The following is a 17096-nucleotide window of genomic DNA, read 5'->3' as shown; positions in this document are numbered from 1 at the left end:
GCTCAGGTCAGCGTCGGTACCCGGACGCCTTCCCAGGCAAGACGTTTGGCCTTGTCCGGGTCGTGCTCCAGGCGGGTGGGCGAGTCGATGATCAACGTGGTGCGACGGGCTTCGGTGTAGGGCGGCCACGAGGGCAGTGGTGCGCCGGTGCGGGCGAAGGCGAGCCAGTTGTCCTGGAATTGGTCGGTGACGGACTGGAGGCCACGGCGCCCGCCCGCCGCGGTGATGGCGCGACCGAAGGGCGTATCGCCGCCGCCGAAGACCGGGATCAGGTCGGAGGCGTGGGTGGCGCCGAGGCCCGCCAGTTGTAGGGAGCGCGGGGCGAAGTCGTAGCGGTAGGCGTAGGTGGGGGCGTGGTGGCTGTGGCCCGCCATGACCGTGACCGAGGGGCGCCAGAAGACGAAGTCGCCGCCCGCGCGTACCGCCGCCTTGGCGTTGGGGTAGCCGGGATAGGCGGCGGCGATTCGGGATTCGGCGGCCTCGTCGCCCAGTGCGGCGCGCAGCCGGTCGGGGGTGGTCGGCAGCGAATCGGCGAACTTCGCGAACAGGGTGCCTTCGTCCCGGTTCGTGCCGATGATCAGCGGGACGCGATGGGCGTTGCCGTCGGTGATCGCATCGATCGGGGATTGCGGGAGAAAGACCCCGTCGACCGTCGGGGCGACGGGGAACAGGCCGCGGCGTTCGCGCAGGACCCGGTTGCTGGTGCGGTCGACCGCGCGCCGAATGTCGTTGGCACTGGCGGTGCGTAGCGCCTCGGCGGCCCGGTCCGGTGTCGCCCCCAGCGCTTCGACACAGCGGCGGGCGAAGCGGCGGGCGTCGTCGGCGGTCATCGCCCAGTCGGCCGGCGGGCTCTGCGAAATCGCCTGGTGGAAAAGGCCTTTCGCGGCAGGTGCGGCGAGCAGGCTGAGTACGGCATGGGCTCCGGCGGATTCGCCGAAGATGGTCACGTTGCCGGGATCGCCGCCGAACGCGGCGATATTGGTGTGCACCCACTCCAGCGCGGCGACCTGATCGCGCAAACCCAGGTTCGACTCGAAAGGATGCTCCGGCGTGGCGAATTCACCGAAATCGACGTAGCCGAACGCGCCGAGCCGGTAGTTCAGCGAGACCAGCACGGCGTCGCCGCGCACCGCGAGCCGCCCGCCGGAGTACAAACCGAGCGCCGAGGTGCCGGTCAGGTAGCCGCCGCCGTGGATGAACACCAGCACCGGGCGCGGCCGCTCCGACGGTGTCGCGGGCACACTGACATTCAGTGTCAGCGAGTCCTCGTGGGTCGGCTGGAACCGGCGCGGCCCGATCCGCGCGCCCGCCCGATGCTGCATCGCGGCGAAGCCGAACTCGGTGCACTCGCGCACCCCGGTCCACGGCGTGACCGGCTGCGGTGCCCGAAACCGCAAGTCGCCCACCGGCGCGGCCGCGTAGGGGAGGGACCGCCAGCGCAGCACGCGGCGGCCACGACGACCGCGCACGACTCCGTCGGCGGTCTGGATATCTGTCGATGCCACCATCCGCCAATGGTACTTACGGCCGTCGTGTCTCCAACAGGCGTAGCCAGAACTCGCTCACCGCGGGGAAGGCGGGCACCGCGTGCCACAGGGTGGCCAACGGCACCCTGCCGACCACCGCGATGGTGGCCGCGTGCAGCTGTTCGCCCACCTCCGGGCCGACGAAGGTGGCGCCGAGCAACGTCTCGGTGCCGGTGTCGATGACCAGTTTGGCGTGACCGGCGAAGTCGTTGCGCGCCAACGCCGATCCGGCCACCGAGATATCGAGCTCGACGGTCTCGACGGCATAGCCGGCCTTGCGGGCCGCCGCCTCGGTCAGTCCGACGGACGCGACCTCCGGCGCGGTGTACACCACCTGCGGGACCTGCTCGTGGTCGGCGCTCGCTGTGAACCTCGCACCATCGAGCGGCCTGCCCTCGGCGCGGGCCGCGATCACATCGCCGCAGACTCTGGCCTGGTACTTGCCCATGTGCGTCAGGGCGGCACGGTGATTCAGATCGCCGACGCAGTACAGCCAGTCACCGTCCACCGCGGTCGCGGTCAGCTGATCGTCGACCTGCACATAGCCGTCCTTCAGCCCGACGGAGTCCAGGCCGAGGCCTTCGGTCGCCGGTGTGCGCCCGGCGGCGACGATGATCTCGTCGGCCTCGAGTTCGGTATCGCCCGCTTCGCTGTGCAGCTGCACGGTGACCGGGCCGCCGTGGATCCGGCCTTCGCCGGTGTCCTTCGCGTCGGGCCGTTGCACGCTCGTCGGTTCAGTACCCAGCAGGACGCGCACACCGCGCTCGCGCAACGCCGCGATCACGCGCTCGCCGGCGAACGGTTCGGCCGACGCGAGCACCGTGGAGCCGCGCACGACCATGCTGACCTGCGCGCCGAGCGCGGCCAGCCAGGTCGCGGCCTCGCAGGCGACCACGCCGCCGCCGATGATCACCACGCGGCCGGGGACCTCGTGCAAGTTGGTGGCGTCGCGGGAGATCCACGGCAGCGCGTCGCGCAGGCCGGGCACGTCCGGGATGCTCGCCCGGGTGCCGGTGGCCAGCACCACCGCGTGCCTGGCGCGCAGCACCTGCCCGTCGACCTCGACCTGCCGCACGCCGGCCAGCCGACCGGTGCCGCGGATGACCTCGATGCGGTGGTCGCGGGCCCAGTCGACCTGCGAGGTGTCGTCGAGGCCGCTGACGAAGGAGTCGCGCCGCCGCAGCACCGCCTCGACATCGAGGCCGGACGCGGTGATGCCGTCCATGGCCTGCGCGGCCGCGAGCTGATGGCCGGGCCGCAGCAGGGCCTTGCTCGGAATGCAGGCCCAGTAGGAACATTCGCCGCCGACGAGTTCGCGTTCCACGATCGCGGCGGTGCGGTCGCTCCCGGCGATGGCGTAGGCGGCGGCGTTCTCACCGGCCGGGCCACCACCGATCACGATGACGTCGTATTCGGCAGGTGTGCTCGGCATGGTTATTGCAGGTAACCCTCGACCTGGGCGGCGGAACTCTGTTCGGCGCCGTCGGGCGACTCGCCCTGGTCGATCCGCGCCCTGCGGTGCCGCAGCAGGTCCCACGCCTGATCCAGCATCACCTCGAGCTCGGCGAGTTGCCTGCGTTCGGCCTGGGGGTCCAATTCGCCCTTGGCGGCCTGCGCGCGCAGTTCGTGCTCCTGGTCGACCAGTGCCTTGATCCGGGCCAACACGTCCTGTTCGGTCATGCCGACCATGCTACGACTGTGCCAGACACGCGGCGGCGATCGGCACAGCCCTGGCCAGGTCGGACCAGGACAGCGCGGTGTAACCGAGAGTGATGCCGAAGTGGTGACGCTGTGCGCTCAGGTGATAGCGCGACAGGGGATCGAGCGCGACACCCCGCGCCCGTGCGGCGGCCACGGCCTGCTGCTCCGCCTCGGCCGAGGCGAGCGGCACCACCACGTGCGAGCCCGCGTCGTCGCCGAGCACGTCGAGCCCGTGGCGGCGCAGCTCGGTGACCATCAGCGCCCGGCGTGGCGGCAGTGCGCGGCGCAGGCGACGCAGATGTCTGGCCAGGTCGCCGTGGGCGGCGAGCGCGACGAACACCTGCTGGCCCGCCGGACTCGGACTGGTTCCGGTGCGATGCCGATGCGCGACAACGGCATCGGCGATCCGTGGCGTGGCGACCAGCCAGCCGACGCCGAGGCTCGGCGAGAGGATCTTGCTCGTGGTGCCGAGATGCACCACCACGTCCGGCGCCATCGCCGCCAGCAACGGCAACGGGGCGGTGTCGTAACGAAGTTCGCCGTCGTAGTCGTCCTCGATGATCAGCAGCCCGTGGCGGCGGGCGTGCTCGACCAGCTCGACCCGGCGCGCGGCCGGTAGCCGGGCGCCGAGCGGAAACTGGTGCGCTGGAGTGCAATACACGGCCTTGATGTTCGGTGGCAGCAGGTCGACGCGCAGGCCGTGCGCATCCACGGGGACGGGCAGGACGCGGACCCCGGCCGCCGCGAAAGCGCCTGCTGCCCGGCTGTATCCGGGGTTTTCCATCGCGACGGCGTCGCCCGGCGACAGCAGGGCGGCGGCGAGTTCGCCTACCGCGGAGCTGGTTCCGGCCGTCGCGAGCACCGCCGTGTCGCTGCCCGCGCCGAGCCCGCGATGGCGCAGCAGGTGTTCGACGATCGTCGCGCGGAAATCCGGCTCGCCCGCACGGTCTTTGCGCACCAGCGGGGAGAGGTCGGCGGCGGCCCGCCAGGCGCGGCGCCAGGCCGGGCGGTCGATGGCGTCGGAGCACGGTGCGCCGGGTTGCAGATCGAGCAGCGCCGGATCGTCACCCGCGCCGTCGGCGGGCAGCGCGCGCCGGGGTGCGGCGGGCGGCGCGGTGGTCAGGTAGGTGCCCGAACCGCGTTTGCCGCTGATCCAGCCTTCGGCGTGCAGCTGGTCGAAGGCGGCGGCCACCACGGTGCGGCTCACGCCGAGCCGTTCGGCCAGCGACCGGGACGACGGCAACCGGTCGCCGCCACGCAGCAGGCCGTTGCTCGCCGCAGCCCGTAATCCGTCGGCGACCTGCACCGACAGCGGTTCCGGCAGCGCGCGGTCGAGCTGCAGGGGAAGTTCGTCGAGCACCGATCACCTTCCGATTGGACTGTGCGAATTTCGCTGAATTGGCACTTTGATAATGCCACTTGGACGCCGATGCTGGTCATATGACGCGATCAGCCGACTCACGGACCCCGCTCTCGCCGACGCCGCGCAGCACGCTCACCCGCTCGAAGGAACGGGCACGCAGCGAACGCGCGGACCTGGACGCGGTCCTCGACGCGGGTCTGGTCTGCCATCTCGGCGTGCTGCTCGGTGCCGCGCCGGTCGTGCTCCCCACCATCTACGGACGCGACGGTGACACCCTTTATCTGCACGGTTCGACGGGTGCGGGCAATCTGCGCGCGGCCCTCGCCGGGGACATCTCGGTCGCAGTCACTCTGGTCGACGGCATCGTCTATGCCCGTTCGGCCATGCACTTCTCGATGAACTTCCGCTCGGCGGTGGTGCACGGCCGCGCAGTGGAGCTCACCGACCCGGCCGAGCGGCTGCACGCGCTCCAGGTGATCACCGAACATGCCGCGCCGGGCGCCTGGTCTCGGGTGCGCTCGCCGAGCAAGAAGGAGCTCGCCGCCACCATGGTGCTCGCGATGGACCTCACCGAAGCCTCGGTCAAGATCCGGGCTGGTGGCCCCAACGACGACCCGGGGGATATCGAGAACGGTGGTGTCTGGGCGGGTGTGCTGCCGGTTCGCCAGGTGTGGGGCGGCCCGATCGACTCGGCCGACCTCGAGCCGGGTCTCCCGGTTCCCGCCGATGTCCTCGACCGCACCGAACCGAGCCTCGTGCCGGTGCGGTGAGCACGGCACCGGCGGGCGCTACCCGCCGGTGCCGATGGCCTGGCCGAGCAGGGCCTGCACCGCGGTGGGCAGCAGTTCCATCGCCGCCTGGGCGAACTCGGGATCGGTCACGATGGTGGTCGGGCTGCTGATGGCGCAACCCGGTTGGGCGGGAACGCCGTTCAGCCGATCGCGCAGCCAGTGGAAGGCGCCGGGGAGATGGGTGGCCACGCCGGACATGTGCTCTGCCAAAAGTTCTCGCACATAGGTCACGCTCGGTGCGCCCTCGGCGCAGTATTTCTGCACCAAGCGGTCCACCCCCGAGCTGGGCAGGATCTCGTCGTACTGCGCGTGATAGATGTACACCGGCACCGACGGAGTCCGTTGGCCCAGCGCGTTTTCCGCGATGATGCGCTGCACGACGGGGTGCCCGAGCGGGTCACCGCCGTGGAAGGCACCGAAGAAGTTGTAGAACGGCACGATTGCCGCACCCATGGAATGGCAGAGGACGAGCTTCGAGCCGATCAGGAGCTGTCCGATCGGATCGACGCGTTCCCGGATGAGTTGCCGGAACTCCGGATACTCGTTCGCGAAGCCGGCGAGCACGCCCGTGAGTAGACCGGTGAAGGCGCCGTTGTTGTTGTGCCGCAGTGCCTCCGGGAAATCGGCCGCGGCGACACCGCCCGCCGCGATGCCGACGATGTTCAGCTCCGGCGCGTAATGCTGCTTCAGCTCCGCGGCGAACGAGCTGGGTATGGTGCCGCCGGAGTAGCCCCACAGCGCCGTCGGGGTCTGCACGCCGGACAGTTGCGCGGGCGCGAAACTCTGCACCGCACGGATGCCGTCCAAGGTGGTCTGCGCACTCAGCAGCGACGCTCCGTAGGCGGAATTGGGCCCTTCGTAGTCGGGCAGTGCCACCGTCCAGCCCTGTCCGATGCCTGCCGCGATCGGGATCAGTATCTCGGCGGCGTTGATGTAATCGGCAGGGATGGAACCGGATTGGACGACATAGGACGGCGCGCAGTACTGCGCGGCGCTGTCCTCGGCGATCTGATACGACAGCAGCTTGCGGCCGCCGTCGGGGGCCGGGCCGCGCGGCTTCAGCACGGTGGTGACCGTGGCGATGGCCTCGCCGAAGCTGTTGGTGCTGCGGTACAGCAGTTGCCAGGCATCGATATTCAGTGGGGCGAAGCCGAAATACGCGGGCGCGATGGTGCGAGCCCGTAGCACCTGTCCCGGCTCGGCGGCCGCGACGATGCTCGCGGCGGGCCGGTAGAACTCGTCGAGTTCGGGCGGCAGGGTGAGCGTGGGGGTCGGTTCGATGCGGACTGCGGTGCCGTCCAGTGGTTCGGCCGCCACGTGGGTAGCCGGCGACAGCAGCAGGCCGACCACCGTCGCGGTGGTGATGACACGGTGCCACGGACGTTGTCCCATCGGCCCTCCTGCGGTGCGCGGTGCTGGTCGATACACCGTCGCAGGTGGATGTGGCCTGCGTCACCGTGTGGACGCCACGGAATGGGGGCCACGCTTTGTGCATCGGACGGGATCCGACCTTGGCTCCGTGCACTGAAGCTGTTGTCCGGAACTGCCTATTGTGCGGACCGGTTTGTCTGTGCAAACAATGTGCGGATGACCGCTGCCCCTGATTCTGCTGCGCTGGACGACTTATCCGGCCAGGTGAGCGACGTGCTGCCCGAAGTCGCCCGGGATGTGCTCGCCGGGGTGCTCGGCGAGGTGCCCTCGTATCGGGAGTTGTCCGCCGAGATGATCGGGCGGGATCTGCCGCGCGCCGCCGAGGCGAATCTGCGGCTGTTCCTGCGCTCGCTGGCCGAACGGCGGGCACCGCGCGCGGACGAACTATCGGAGCTGATCGCTATCGCGGTGCGCCGCGCCAGGGACGGGATCCCGCTCGACACAGTGCTTTCGGTGTATCACCACGGTGCGGTCGCCGCGTGGAACTCGGTGGCCGCTACGGCGACGACGCCGGAGCAGCGCGAACAACTACTGGCCGCGGTGCCCTATGTGCTCGGCTACCTCGGCGCCGTGACACCCGGGGTCGCGGGCGCCTATCTGCGGGAGCGGCAGGATCTGCACTGGGAGCAGCGCGAGGCCAAACGTGCTGTGGCGCAAGCATTGGTGCACGGCACCCCCGCCGATCTGCTGGCCGAGCGGTTCGGTATCTCGCTGGACGGCGGGTTCCAGGTGCTGGTGTTCCGGGTGGCCGAACCGGTGACGGGCGCGAACCGGCCGGTGCTGCGCATTGTGCAGAGCGAGATCGATGCGGTGTCCGGTCGCGTGCTGAGCACCGTCGAGCGCGGCGGCGGCGTGCTGCTGGTACCGGTTGCCGAGGGCGAATCAGCCAACGCGCTGGACACTTTCGTCACCCGCGTCGCGCAGGGCACCGGTGCGCGGGCGGTCGCCGGACTCGCGCTCGCCGCGAGCGTCGACGGGATCCCTGCCGCAGTGGAGGAGGCGGGCGAGATAGCCAGGCTCGCATTCCAACTCGGCCGTCCCGCCGCGGTGTACCGGATGGCCGATCTGGCGTTGCAGTATCAACTCGCCCGTCCGGGCCCGGCCCGCACCTGGCTGCTCACCCTGCTCGATCCGCTCCGTGACCAGCCACACTTGCTGGACGCACTGCGTGCGCTGCTCGCCAATGACTACAACCGGCAGCAGGCCGCGGCCGCGCTTGTCGTGCACCGCAATACGCTCAACTATCGCCTCAACCGGATCGCCACGGTCACCGGTTACGACCCCAATCGTCCCGATCACGCACAGCTGTTCGCCGCCGCGCTCACGGCCTGCGACCTCGACGCGACGGAGTGAAACCACTCACCACCGGTGTGCGGACAGCCCGAACGAGGACAGGGTCTGCTGCCCCAGATCAGCCAGCGCAGTAGCAGATTCGATATGTACCGGGTCGAGGCCGACCAGCGAGAGAACGTAGTCGTCGGCGATCCGGCAGAGATAGCCGGACAGGCGCGTCCTCGGCCATTGCGCGGCGGTCAGGCCGGGGTGGATGGCGCGGGCGGCGACGCCGACGCAATGGTGCTCGCCGAGCATGCGCAGGCTGGTGGGCAGCGTGCCGATGTTGGAGCACAGGATGTCCCGCTCGCCGGCACCCTTGGACAGGGCGTACGCCCACGGGTCGGGGATCACCTGCAGTAGTTCTTCCGGCATACCGCCGGGGCTGGTCATGCGGCGCTCGTAGGCGGCGCGGGACTTCTCGCGAATCGTTGCCGGGGTATCGGCGCGGTCGATGGTGATGTCGGTCATCGCGAGGTCGTTGTCGACGCGTGGTTCGTCGCGGGTGTCGACCGGGAGGCTCGCGTCGATCGTCTCGCGCGGAAAGCCGCTGGCCCACAGCATATTCGCGACCACCGCGATGAACAGGCTGTTGGCGGTGCCGTCCCGTGCGGTGGCCGCCCGCTCCCAGTCCGATACGGCGCACTGAAATACCGCGCCGGGTGTCTGCGTGCCCGGCGGGATGCTGGTTTCGCCGACAGGGGCGTGACGCGGGCGTTCCGGAATTCCTTTGCGCAACGCCCGTCCCGTGCCGCGCAGCACGATCGACCACTGACGGCGGGCATCGGCCCACTCCGACTCGGCTGCGGCGGAGGCGGGCAAGGCGGTACCACCGAGCGCATCGTCCACCGCGTGTACGAGCGCTCGACCGTCGGCGAGTGCATGCGAACAAGTCAGGGAGACAAGGGAACCGCCGTCGTCCAGCGCGACGGCGGACAGTCGCCAGCCGGGTCCGTATTCCGGATCGAGATCGGCGCCCTGTGCGTCGGCCCACTCCAGTAGAGCGGCCACGGCCAGCGGTTGTTCGGTGAGTACCAACGGATGCGCGCGCGTATTCGGCTGCCAGCCGCGGCGGGCACCGGGCACCCGCGGCCGAATCACCCGCCGTCCCAACGGCCCGGTGCGCAGCGCCGCGTGCACCCCGCGCAGCAACCCGGGGTCGATGCGGTCGGCCGTGCGCCACAAGCCTTGCAGCGCAATGGGAGTGCCGAGGCCGCGATGAGTACGCAGGAAGATCTCGTCGACGACGCTCAACCGGCCCATCGGGCGCACCGCAACACCTCGCTCTCGCTCGTGCCGGGAAACCTACGCCTGCGCGCCGTGGCGCCCCGCACCGGCGGCGAAGCGCTGTGCCCCTTCGAGCGCGCCGTTGGCCAATGCGGTCATGCCGTGCCGGAACTCGTTGCGCAGTGCGGTCTCCTCGTCCATCCCGTCCTGCTCGAGCAACGACATCCGGTCCGAGCGCAGGCAGGCCTGCGGCAGTGCGGCGAGCTCGGCGGCGAGCTGCTCTGCGGCGCTGCGGGCCTCGCCCGTCGGGACCACGCGGTTCGCCAGGCCGATCCGCAGTGCCTCCGCCGCGTCGACGGGACGGCCGGTGAGCACCATGTCCATGGCGGGCCCGGTGCCGATGATCCGCGGCAGGCGCAGGGTGCCGCCGTCGATGAGCGGCACACCCCAGCGGCGGCAGAACACGCCGAAGATACTGTCCTGCTCGGCAACTCGCAGATCACACCACAGTGCGAGCTCCAGTCCGCCCGCGACGGCGTAACCGGAGACGGCGGCGATCACCGGCTTGGACAGCCGCATCCTGGTGGGCCCCATCGGTCCGTCGCCGTCCTCGGTGGCCACGTTGGACCGTTCGGTGCCGAGCCCCTTGAGGTCGGCGCCCGCGCAGAAGGTGCCGCCGTCGCCCCAGAGCACCGCCACCGAGGCGTCGGGATCGGCGTCGAACTCGCGGAAGGCGGCGGCCAGCGCCGCGGCGGTCGGCCCGTCGACCGCGTTGCGCGCTTCGGGACGGTGCAGGATCACGGTGGTCACCGGACCCTTGCGCTCGATTCGTACAGTCACGACGCCACCTCGTTGTTTCGTTCGTTCCGCTCGATCACGATCCGACCATACGCCGTAAAACCCCTCTTGTGGCAAGAAATGAATCCATGGTTCACTTCTTGTGTGGCCTACCGCAGAACCCCCGCCGTGCAGGCCCGCCTGGACGCGCAGGCGGGGCTGATCGTGCAGGCCGCGACCAAGGTGCTGGCCGAGGCGGGTTACGCCGGCATGTCCATGGCCGCGGTCGCGGCGGAGGCGGGCGTGGCCACCGGCACCGTGTACAAGAACTTCGCGGGCAAGGCCGATCTGGTCACCGCGGTATTCCGCAAGGTGGTGGCCGGAGAGGTGGCCGCCGTGGTCGCGGCCAGTGCCACCGGCACCGCCGTGGAGCGGGTGAGCGCCGCGGTGGAGACGTTTGCCGGGCGTGCGCTGAAGAATCCGAAACTCGCCTACGTGCTGCTCGTCGAACCCGTCGATACCGTGGTCGACACCGAGCGGCTGCACTTCCGCCGCGCCTTTGCCGAGGCGTTCGAATCGGCTGTCGCGGACGGTGTTTCGCGCGGCGAGCTGCCCGCGCAGGACGCCAGGACCAGTGCGGCCGCGCTGGTCGGCGCGATCGGCGAGGTGCTGGTCGGCCCGCTCGCGGCCGCACCACACGGGGAATCCGTTGTCCCCGAACTCATTACCTTCGCACTACGCGCACTCGGCGTGCGCGCGGCGCCGAGCGGTTCGCTCGTTCGGCAGGAATCAGGAGTGTCCGATGCAGACGCATGAAGTCTTCAACCAGGTGCCCGACATCTCGCCGTTCGATGTCTCGCGGAATCCCGCGCTGCTCGAGGGCCTGCACCGCGAGGGCGCGGGCTGGGCCGAGGCCGAGGTGCGCGAACTCGGCGTGCTCGCAGGCGGTGTCGAGGCGCAGGAGTGGGGGCGGCTGGCCAACGAGTACCCGCCGGTGCTGCACACGCACGACCGCTACGGCCACCGGGTCGACGAGGTGGAGTTCCACCCGCACTGGCACGACCTGATGAATGTCGCTGTGTCGCATGGGCTGCACGGCGCGCCGTGGCTGGATGAGCGACCCGGTGCACACGTCGCCCGGGCAGCGAAGTTCTACACCTGGGGTGCCGCCGACGCCGGGCACATGTGCCCCATCTCGATGACCTACGCCGTGGTGCCCGCGCTGCGGCACAACAAGGAACTGTCGGCGAAATACGAACCGCTGCTCGGATCCCGGGTCTACGACTTCGGTCTGCGCGAGCCGTCGTCGAAAGCCGGTCTCATCGCGGGCATGTCGATGACCGAGAAGCAGGGCGGTTCGGACGTGCGCGCCAACACCACCACGGCGACACCGCAACCCGACGGCTCGTACCGGATCGTCGGGCACAAGTGGTTCACCTCGGCCCCGATGTCGGACATGTTCCTCACGCTGGCCCAGGCGCCCGGTGGCCTGTCCTGTTTCCTGCTGACCAGGGTGTTGCCGGACGGCACGCGCAATCCCCTTCGCATCCAACGGCTCAAGGACAAGCTCGGCAACAAGTCCAACGCGTCCTCGGAGATCGAATACGAGAACGCCACCGGCTGGCTGGTCGGCGCGGAGGGCGCCGGGGTCAAGACCATCATCGAGATGGTGAACATGACCAGGCTGGACTGCGTGATCGGTTCGGCGACCGGCATGCGGACCGGGGTGGTGTTCGCCGCGCACCACGCCAGGCATCGAGAAGCGTTCGGCGCCAAGCTGATCGATCAGCCGGCCATGCGCAATGTGCTGGCGGACTTGGTGATCGAGTCCGACGCCGCGACCACGGTGATGATGCGACTCGCCGGAGCCACCGACCGGGCAACCAGCGACCCGGCCGAGGCGGCGCTGCGCCGAATCGCGTTGGCGGTCACCAAATATTGGGTATGCAAGCGCGCACCCTCGCACGCGGCCGAGGCGCTGGAGTGCTTCGGCGGCAACGGTTATGCCGAGGAGTCGGGGATGCCGCGGCTCTACCGCGAGGCGCCGCTGATGTCCATCTGGGAAGGCTCCGGCAATGTCGCGGCGCTGGATGCGTTGCGCGCCATGGGTCGTCAGCCGGAGACCGTCGAGGCCTACTTCGCCGAGGTCTCGCTGGCGCGCGGTGCGCACCCGCGGCTCGACGACGCCATCGCCCGGGTCGGCAAGGAGCTCGCCGATCTGAGCGACATCGAATATCGCGCTCGCCGCGTGGTCGAGCTCATGGCTCTGGTATTGCAAGGCGCGCAGTTGGTGCGGCACGGACATCCGGCCGTCGCGGATGCCTTCTGTGCCAGCCGGCTCGGCGACGATTGGGGCATTGCCTTCGGTACGCTGCCGACCGGCGTGGACACCGGGGCCATTCTGGAGCGCGCATTGGTCTGAGTCGGTTCGAGTACCTCGGGACATCCGAAAAGATTGGGCACCAGTAGTTCTGGCGAACCGACACGAGATGTTGTTGATCTATATCCGGGGTACCGATTCGTACCCGCACTAGGGGGGTGTGATGAAACCTGTTCTCGCTGAGTGCTTTAGGTTTCGGTCTGGTACCTCGGGTTATCGGCTCGGTCAATTGGCCGATCCGGTAGGGCGCCGCGGAATGGTGATACACCGTCCAATATCAATAGCCGTCAAAGATATTCGCGCATAACAATTGGCGGCGCTCGCCCGTCGATAGCCCGAAGATTCCCAGCCCAGCTATCGTTTTCCCCAGTCTCGTCTCCAGTCGAGTTGACCGCCGGTATGTGGTTCTACTTGGTCATGAAACCCACACATATACGGGCGGGACGAAATTCCGCCCTCGCGTTAATTGCTGTTGCGGCAATGATGTTCGCGCCAGGCCCGGCCGGTGGCGCGCCGCCGGTGAGTCCATCCGCGCCGGCGGGTTCCGATCTGTCCGCGGTCCCGAAAGAAGTAACGACCGATTCCGAAGGTGCCGTCCAGCAGGTGGTGCCCAAGGATCTGGTTCCGGCGCCGTCGGGCACGCCTGCCGAAGCGCCCGCCGCCGCACAGGCGCACGCGCCCGGTGTGCACAAGGCGCTCAGCGGAAATGGCGAAACCGCTGGCGACCTGGTGGTCGAGTCCGTGTTCCAGGTTGGTGAGGGGTCCACGGTCCGGCTGCGTCAGGAGATCGACAAGGTGCAGGTGTTCGGCGCATCGGCGGCGCAGTCGCTGACCGCCGACGGTGCCCTCATCTCGGTGACCGGCGCGCTGGCGAAGAAGTCGAAGGGCAAGTTCACGACGACGACCCCGACCGCGCAGATCCAGGCCACCGCGCTGAAGAAGGTTGCCGAGCAGAGCAAGACGGCGCCGGACAAGCTGGCCGTGGACGACACGAAGGCCTTCTGGTACGACGCCAAGCTGGCCGCCAAGGGCGAGGCGCAGGGTGTCGCGGTCCCGGCGTTCAAGGTCGAGATCAACGGCGCCAGCGACGACAAGAAGGGCGAGCCCGCGAAGTGGATCGTCTTCGTCGACGCCAACAGCACCAACAAGGTGCTCGACAGCTGGAGTGAGACCAAGCACCTCAACCGAGTGGTGTGCGACAACGCGAACCGGCGCATCGACCCCAACCGGGCAGGCTGCGGCACCGGAACGCTGCGCTCCACCAGGTCCGAGGGCCAGGCACCGGTCGGTATCAAGGATGTCGACGACATCTACACCTACCTGGGCAACACCGAGGCCTTCTACGCCAAGTACACCAAGCTGGCGAACCTGACCAACCTGATCGGCTCCGACACCGGGGACGGCAAGGGTAAGGCGCTGCGCGCCACGGTCCGGCTCTGCACCACCACCGCGTGCCCGTACCAGAACGCCTTCTGGTCCGGCAGCTACATGGCCTACGGCTCGGGTCTCACCACCGAGGACATCACCGGCCATGAACTCACCCACGGCGTGACCCAGCACACCAACGGCCTCGTCTACCGCAACGAGCCCGGTGCGATCAACGAGTCCATGTCCGACATCTTCGGCGAGCTCACCTTCCTGGTGAACACCAGCAACCCGTGCAACACCGCCGCCAACCGGTGGAAGCTCGGCGCCTGCAGCTCGATCGGCGTGATCCGCGACATGAAGAACCCGAACGCCTACCAGGATCCCGACACGTACCGGGGTCGCTACTGGTACACCGGCACCGGTGACAGCGGCGGCGTGCACATCAACAGCGGCGTCGGCAACAAGACCGCGCAGCTGATGGTCGACGGCGGCAGCCTCAACAGCGTCAACGTCACCGCGATCGGCCTGGAGAAGACCGCGGCGCTGTACTGGACCACCCAGACACTGCTCACGTCGAGTTCCAACTACGCGGCATTGTCCACCGCACTGAAGAACGCGTGCAATACCAATGTCCGCAACGGAACTGCCGGCACCACGGCTGCTGATTGTGTCCAGGTGGCAAATGCCACCAAGGCCACCAAGCTGCCGCAACAGCAGGCCCGTACCTAGGAACAACTCCCGGTAGAAATCGGACATCTCACCGGGCCCGGCAAGGGCTCGGTGAGATGTCCTTTTGCTTTGCTCGGGCCGGACTACGGAATTCACTCGGTAGGGTGACTGTGGTGGACAGGGCGTATGCCGAAACATCGTTGAGCGCGCTCGTACAGCGGGTGCGCGAGCACGCGGATGGCCGCGGTAGCCGGTATCTGCTCGGCATTGTCGGGCCGCCGGGAGCGGGCAAGTCCACCCTGTCGGTCCGGCTGCGCAAGGCGTTGAATGTCGATGCGCCGGTGGCGGAAATCGCGCCGATGGACGGTTATCACCTGACCGACGAGGTACTGCGGGCCGCGGGAAACCTTGCCCGCAAAGGCGAACCGGACACTTTCGATACCGCGGCTTTCGTGGCGAATCTGCGCAGGCTCCGCGATGCCTCGGTCGGCGAGCCGGTGCCGTGGCCGGTCTTCGATCGCACGGTGGGTGATCCGACCCCGGCGGGCATCGTCTTCGAGCGGCAGACGATCGTGCTCACCGAGGGGAATTACCTGTTGCTCGACGATGTCGGGGACCGGGAATGGTCGGCGGTGCGCAAGCTGCTCGACGAATGCTGGTACCTCGACGCACCGCGGGCGCTGCTCGAGCAACGGTTGCTGCGCCGCCACATTCGCGGCGGCCGCACCGCCGCGGCCGCCGAAGTCAAGGTGCACGACAGCGACCTGCGCAACGCCGACCTGATCGACACCACCAAGTTCCGCGCCGACCTGGTGCTGCGCCAACGCGGCGGACGCTACGAGGTGTGGGGCTGAGCGTCGGCCTACTTCTTGGCGCGATACCAGCGGATGAGCGCGTCGGTGGACGAATCTCCTTGCGGCTCGGGCTCTTCCGGGGACGTCAGCAACGGTGCCAGCGCCAGCGCCTGCTGCTTGCCGAGTTCGACGCCCCACTGGTCGAAGCTGTCGACGCCCCAGATGGTGCCTTCGACGAACACCTGGTGCTCGTAGAGGGCGATCAACTGGCCGACGACCGACGGGGTGAGCTGCGGCGCGAGGATGGTGGTGCTCGGCCGGTTGCCCGGCATCACCTTGTGCGGCACCACCTTCGGGTCGGTGCCCTCGGCGGCGATCTCCTCGGCGGTCTTGCCGAACGCGAGCACCTTGGTCTGCGCGAACAGGTTGCTCATCAGCAGGTCGTGCATGCTGCCGGTGCCGTCGCGGGTGGGCAGATCGTCGGTGGGGCGGGCGAATCCGATGAAGTCCGCCGGGATCAGCCGCGTACCTTGGTGCAGCAGTTGATAAAACGCGTGCTGGCCGTTGGTTCCCGGTTCGCCCCAGAAGATTTCGCCGGTCGAGGTGCTCACCGGGCTGCCGTCGGCGCGCACCGATTTGCCGTTCGACTCCATCGTCAGCTGCTGCAGATAGGCCGGGAAACGGGCCAGATCGTTCGAATAAGGCAGCACCGCACGGGATTCCGCGCCGAAGAAGTTCGAGTACCAGACGCCGAGCAGGCCGAGCAGCACCGGCGCGTTCGCCTCCAGCGGCGCGTTCGCGAAATGCTCGTCCACCGCGTGCATGCCCGCCAGGAACTCGGCGAAGCGCTCCTTGCCGATGGTCGCCATCACCGCGAGGCCGATCGCGGAATCCACCGAGTAGCGCCCGCCCACCCAGTCCCAGAAGCCGAACATGTTCGCGGTGTCGATGCCGAACTCGGCCACCTTCTCGGCATTGGTCGAGACGGCGACGAAATGCTTGGCGACGGCGTCCTCGCCGAGCGCGTCGACCAGCCAGCGCCGGGCGGCGGTCGCGTTGGTCAGCGTCTCCAGGGTGGAGAAAGTTTTCGAGGCGACGATGAACAGCGTTGTCGCAGGGTCGAGTCCGTCGAGTTTCGCCACCAGATCGGCCGGATCGACATTGGAGACGAACCGGGCGCCGAGGCCCGCGTCTGCGTAGTGCCGCAGCGCCTGGCACACCATCACCGGCCCGAGATCGGAACCGCCGATGCCGATGTTCACCACGGTGCTGATGCGCTCGCCGGTGGCCCCGCGCCAGTCGCCGGAGCGCAGCGCGTCGGTGAACTCGCCCATCCGCCGCAGCACCTCGTGCACCTCGGCGCCCGCGTCGGCGCCGTCGACGATCAGCGACGCGCCCGCGGGCAGGCGCAGCGCGATGTGCGCGACCGCGCGATCCTCCGAGGTGTTGATGTGCTCGCCGCGGTACATCGCGTCCCTGCGTTCGGGCACCCCGGCCGCGCGCGCCAATTCGACGAGCAGGTGCAGGGTTTCCCGATTGACGCGGTGCTTGCTGAAGTCGATGTGCAGGTCCGCCACGTCGATTGTCATGGCACGGCCACGGGAAGGATCGTCGGCGAAGAGCTCCCTGAGATGGCGCCCCGCGATCCCGTCGAAGTGCTCGTGCAGTTTCCGCCAGGCCGCCGTCGCGGTGATGTCGCTGCTCACGTCCGCCGAGGTTACTCACCGCCCCACCGGC

14 protein-coding genes are annotated in these 17096 nt (G+C 68.9%); 6 read left to right on the top strand and 8 right to left on the bottom strand.

All coding sequences use genetic code 11. The annotated features are described in order from the left end of the window. Positions 1 to 2 precede the first annotated feature (2 nt). Genes IBX18_RS00390 through IBX18_RS00375 form a run of 4 tightly spaced genes read right to left on the bottom strand, consistent with a single transcriptional unit; the run spans position 3 to position 4587 of the window. A complete protein-coding gene (locus tag IBX18_RS00390) occupies positions 3 to 1508 on the bottom strand; it encodes a carboxylesterase/lipase family protein (protein ID WP_194831837.1) in 1506 nt (501 codons plus the stop codon). A 13-nt stretch (positions 1509 to 1521) separates the two neighbouring features. Then, positions 1522 to 2958, bottom strand: coding sequence for an NAD(P)/FAD-dependent oxidoreductase (locus IBX18_RS00385; protein ID WP_194831836.1), 1437 nt, complete (start codon positions 2956 to 2958; stop codon positions 1522 to 1524). 2 nt (positions 2959 to 2960) lie between these two features. Then, positions 2961 to 3206, bottom strand: coding sequence for a DUF2630 family protein (locus tag IBX18_RS00380; protein WP_107660959.1), 246 nt, complete (start codon positions 3204 to 3206; stop codon positions 2961 to 2963). 10 nt (positions 3207 to 3216) lie between these two features. Then, on the bottom strand, positions 3217 to 4587 hold the full coding sequence (locus tag IBX18_RS00375) for a PLP-dependent aminotransferase family protein (RefSeq protein ID WP_194831835.1): 1371 nt from the start codon (positions 4585 to 4587) through the stop codon (positions 3217 to 3219). Positions 4588 to 4667: 80 nt separating this feature from the next. Here IBX18_RS00375 and IBX18_RS00370 point away from each other — a divergent pair, with 80 nt between their 5' ends. Further along, the gene (locus IBX18_RS00370) at positions 4668 to 5360 is read left to right on the top strand and encodes a pyridoxamine 5'-phosphate oxidase family protein (RefSeq protein ID WP_194831834.1); all 693 of its coding nucleotides are present in this window, start codon (positions 4668 to 4670) and stop codon (positions 5358 to 5360) included. Positions 5361 to 5378: 18 nt separating this feature from the next. Here IBX18_RS00370 and IBX18_RS00365 read toward each other — a convergent pair whose 3' ends face one another. Beyond that, positions 5379 to 6773 carry a lipase family protein gene (locus IBX18_RS00365; protein ID WP_194831833.1) on the bottom strand — a complete coding sequence of 465 codons (1395 nt, stop codon included), beginning with the start codon at positions 6771 to 6773 and terminating at the stop codon, positions 5379 to 5381. A 195-nt stretch (positions 6774 to 6968) separates the two neighbouring features. Here IBX18_RS00365 and IBX18_RS00360 point away from each other — a divergent pair, with 195 nt between their 5' ends. Then, positions 6969 to 8165 (top strand): CdaR family transcriptional regulator, encoded by a 1197-nt coding sequence (locus tag IBX18_RS00360; RefSeq protein ID WP_194831832.1) that lies wholly within the window; start codon positions 6969 to 6971, stop codon positions 8163 to 8165. Between the two features lie 6 nt (positions 8166 to 8171). Here the strand turns inward: IBX18_RS00360 and IBX18_RS00355 are convergent, their stop codons facing one another. Continuing rightward, positions 8172 to 9407, bottom strand: a complete 1236-nt coding sequence (locus IBX18_RS00355) for a hypothetical protein (RefSeq protein WP_194831831.1) — start codon at positions 9405 to 9407, stop codon at positions 8172 to 8174. A 42-nt stretch (positions 9408 to 9449) separates the two neighbouring features. After that, the gene (locus IBX18_RS00350; RefSeq protein WP_194831830.1) at positions 9450 to 10211 is read right to left on the bottom strand and encodes a crotonase/enoyl-CoA hydratase family protein; all 762 of its coding nucleotides are present in this window, start codon (positions 10209 to 10211) and stop codon (positions 9450 to 9452) included. Between the two features lie 102 nt (positions 10212 to 10313). Here IBX18_RS00350 and IBX18_RS00345 point away from each other — a divergent pair, with 102 nt between their 5' ends. The 4 genes from IBX18_RS00345 to IBX18_RS00330 all read left to right on the top strand — a co-directional run bounded on the left by IBX18_RS00345 (position 10314) and on the right by IBX18_RS00330 (position 15419). Further along, entirely contained in the window at positions 10314 to 10964 is a 651-nt protein-coding gene (locus IBX18_RS00345; protein WP_194831829.1) for a TetR/AcrR family transcriptional regulator, read from the top strand. Then, positions 10951 to 12570, top strand: coding sequence for an acyl-CoA dehydrogenase family protein (locus IBX18_RS00340; protein ID WP_194831828.1), 1620 nt, complete (start codon positions 10951 to 10953; stop codon positions 12568 to 12570). The genes IBX18_RS00345 and IBX18_RS00340 overlap by 14 nt, the downstream gene beginning before the upstream one ends. Positions 12571 to 13008: 438 nt before the next feature. Then, positions 13009 to 14625 (top strand): M4 family metallopeptidase, encoded by a 1617-nt coding sequence (locus IBX18_RS00335; protein WP_194831827.1) that lies wholly within the window; start codon positions 13009 to 13011, stop codon positions 14623 to 14625. 113 nt (positions 14626 to 14738) lie between these two features. After that, the gene (locus tag IBX18_RS00330) at positions 14739 to 15419 is read left to right on the top strand and encodes a nucleoside/nucleotide kinase family protein (RefSeq protein WP_306796071.1); all 681 of its coding nucleotides are present in this window, start codon (positions 14739 to 14741) and stop codon (positions 15417 to 15419) included. Positions 15420 to 15427: 8 nt separating this feature from the next. Here IBX18_RS00330 and pgi read toward each other — a convergent pair whose 3' ends face one another. Further along, on the bottom strand, positions 15428 to 17065 hold the full coding sequence (gene pgi, locus IBX18_RS00325) for a glucose-6-phosphate isomerase (RefSeq protein WP_194831825.1): 1638 nt from the start codon (positions 17063 to 17065) through the stop codon (positions 15428 to 15430). Positions 17066 to 17096 lie beyond the last annotated feature (31 nt).

Origin of the sequence: Nocardia sp. XZ_19_369 (assembly GCF_015355715.1) — a bacterium.
GTDB lineage: Bacteria > Actinomycetota > Actinomycetes > Mycobacteriales > Mycobacteriaceae > Nocardia.
Note: the sequence above shows the minus strand (reverse complement) of the source record. Positions and strands in the feature narration are given on the sequence as shown.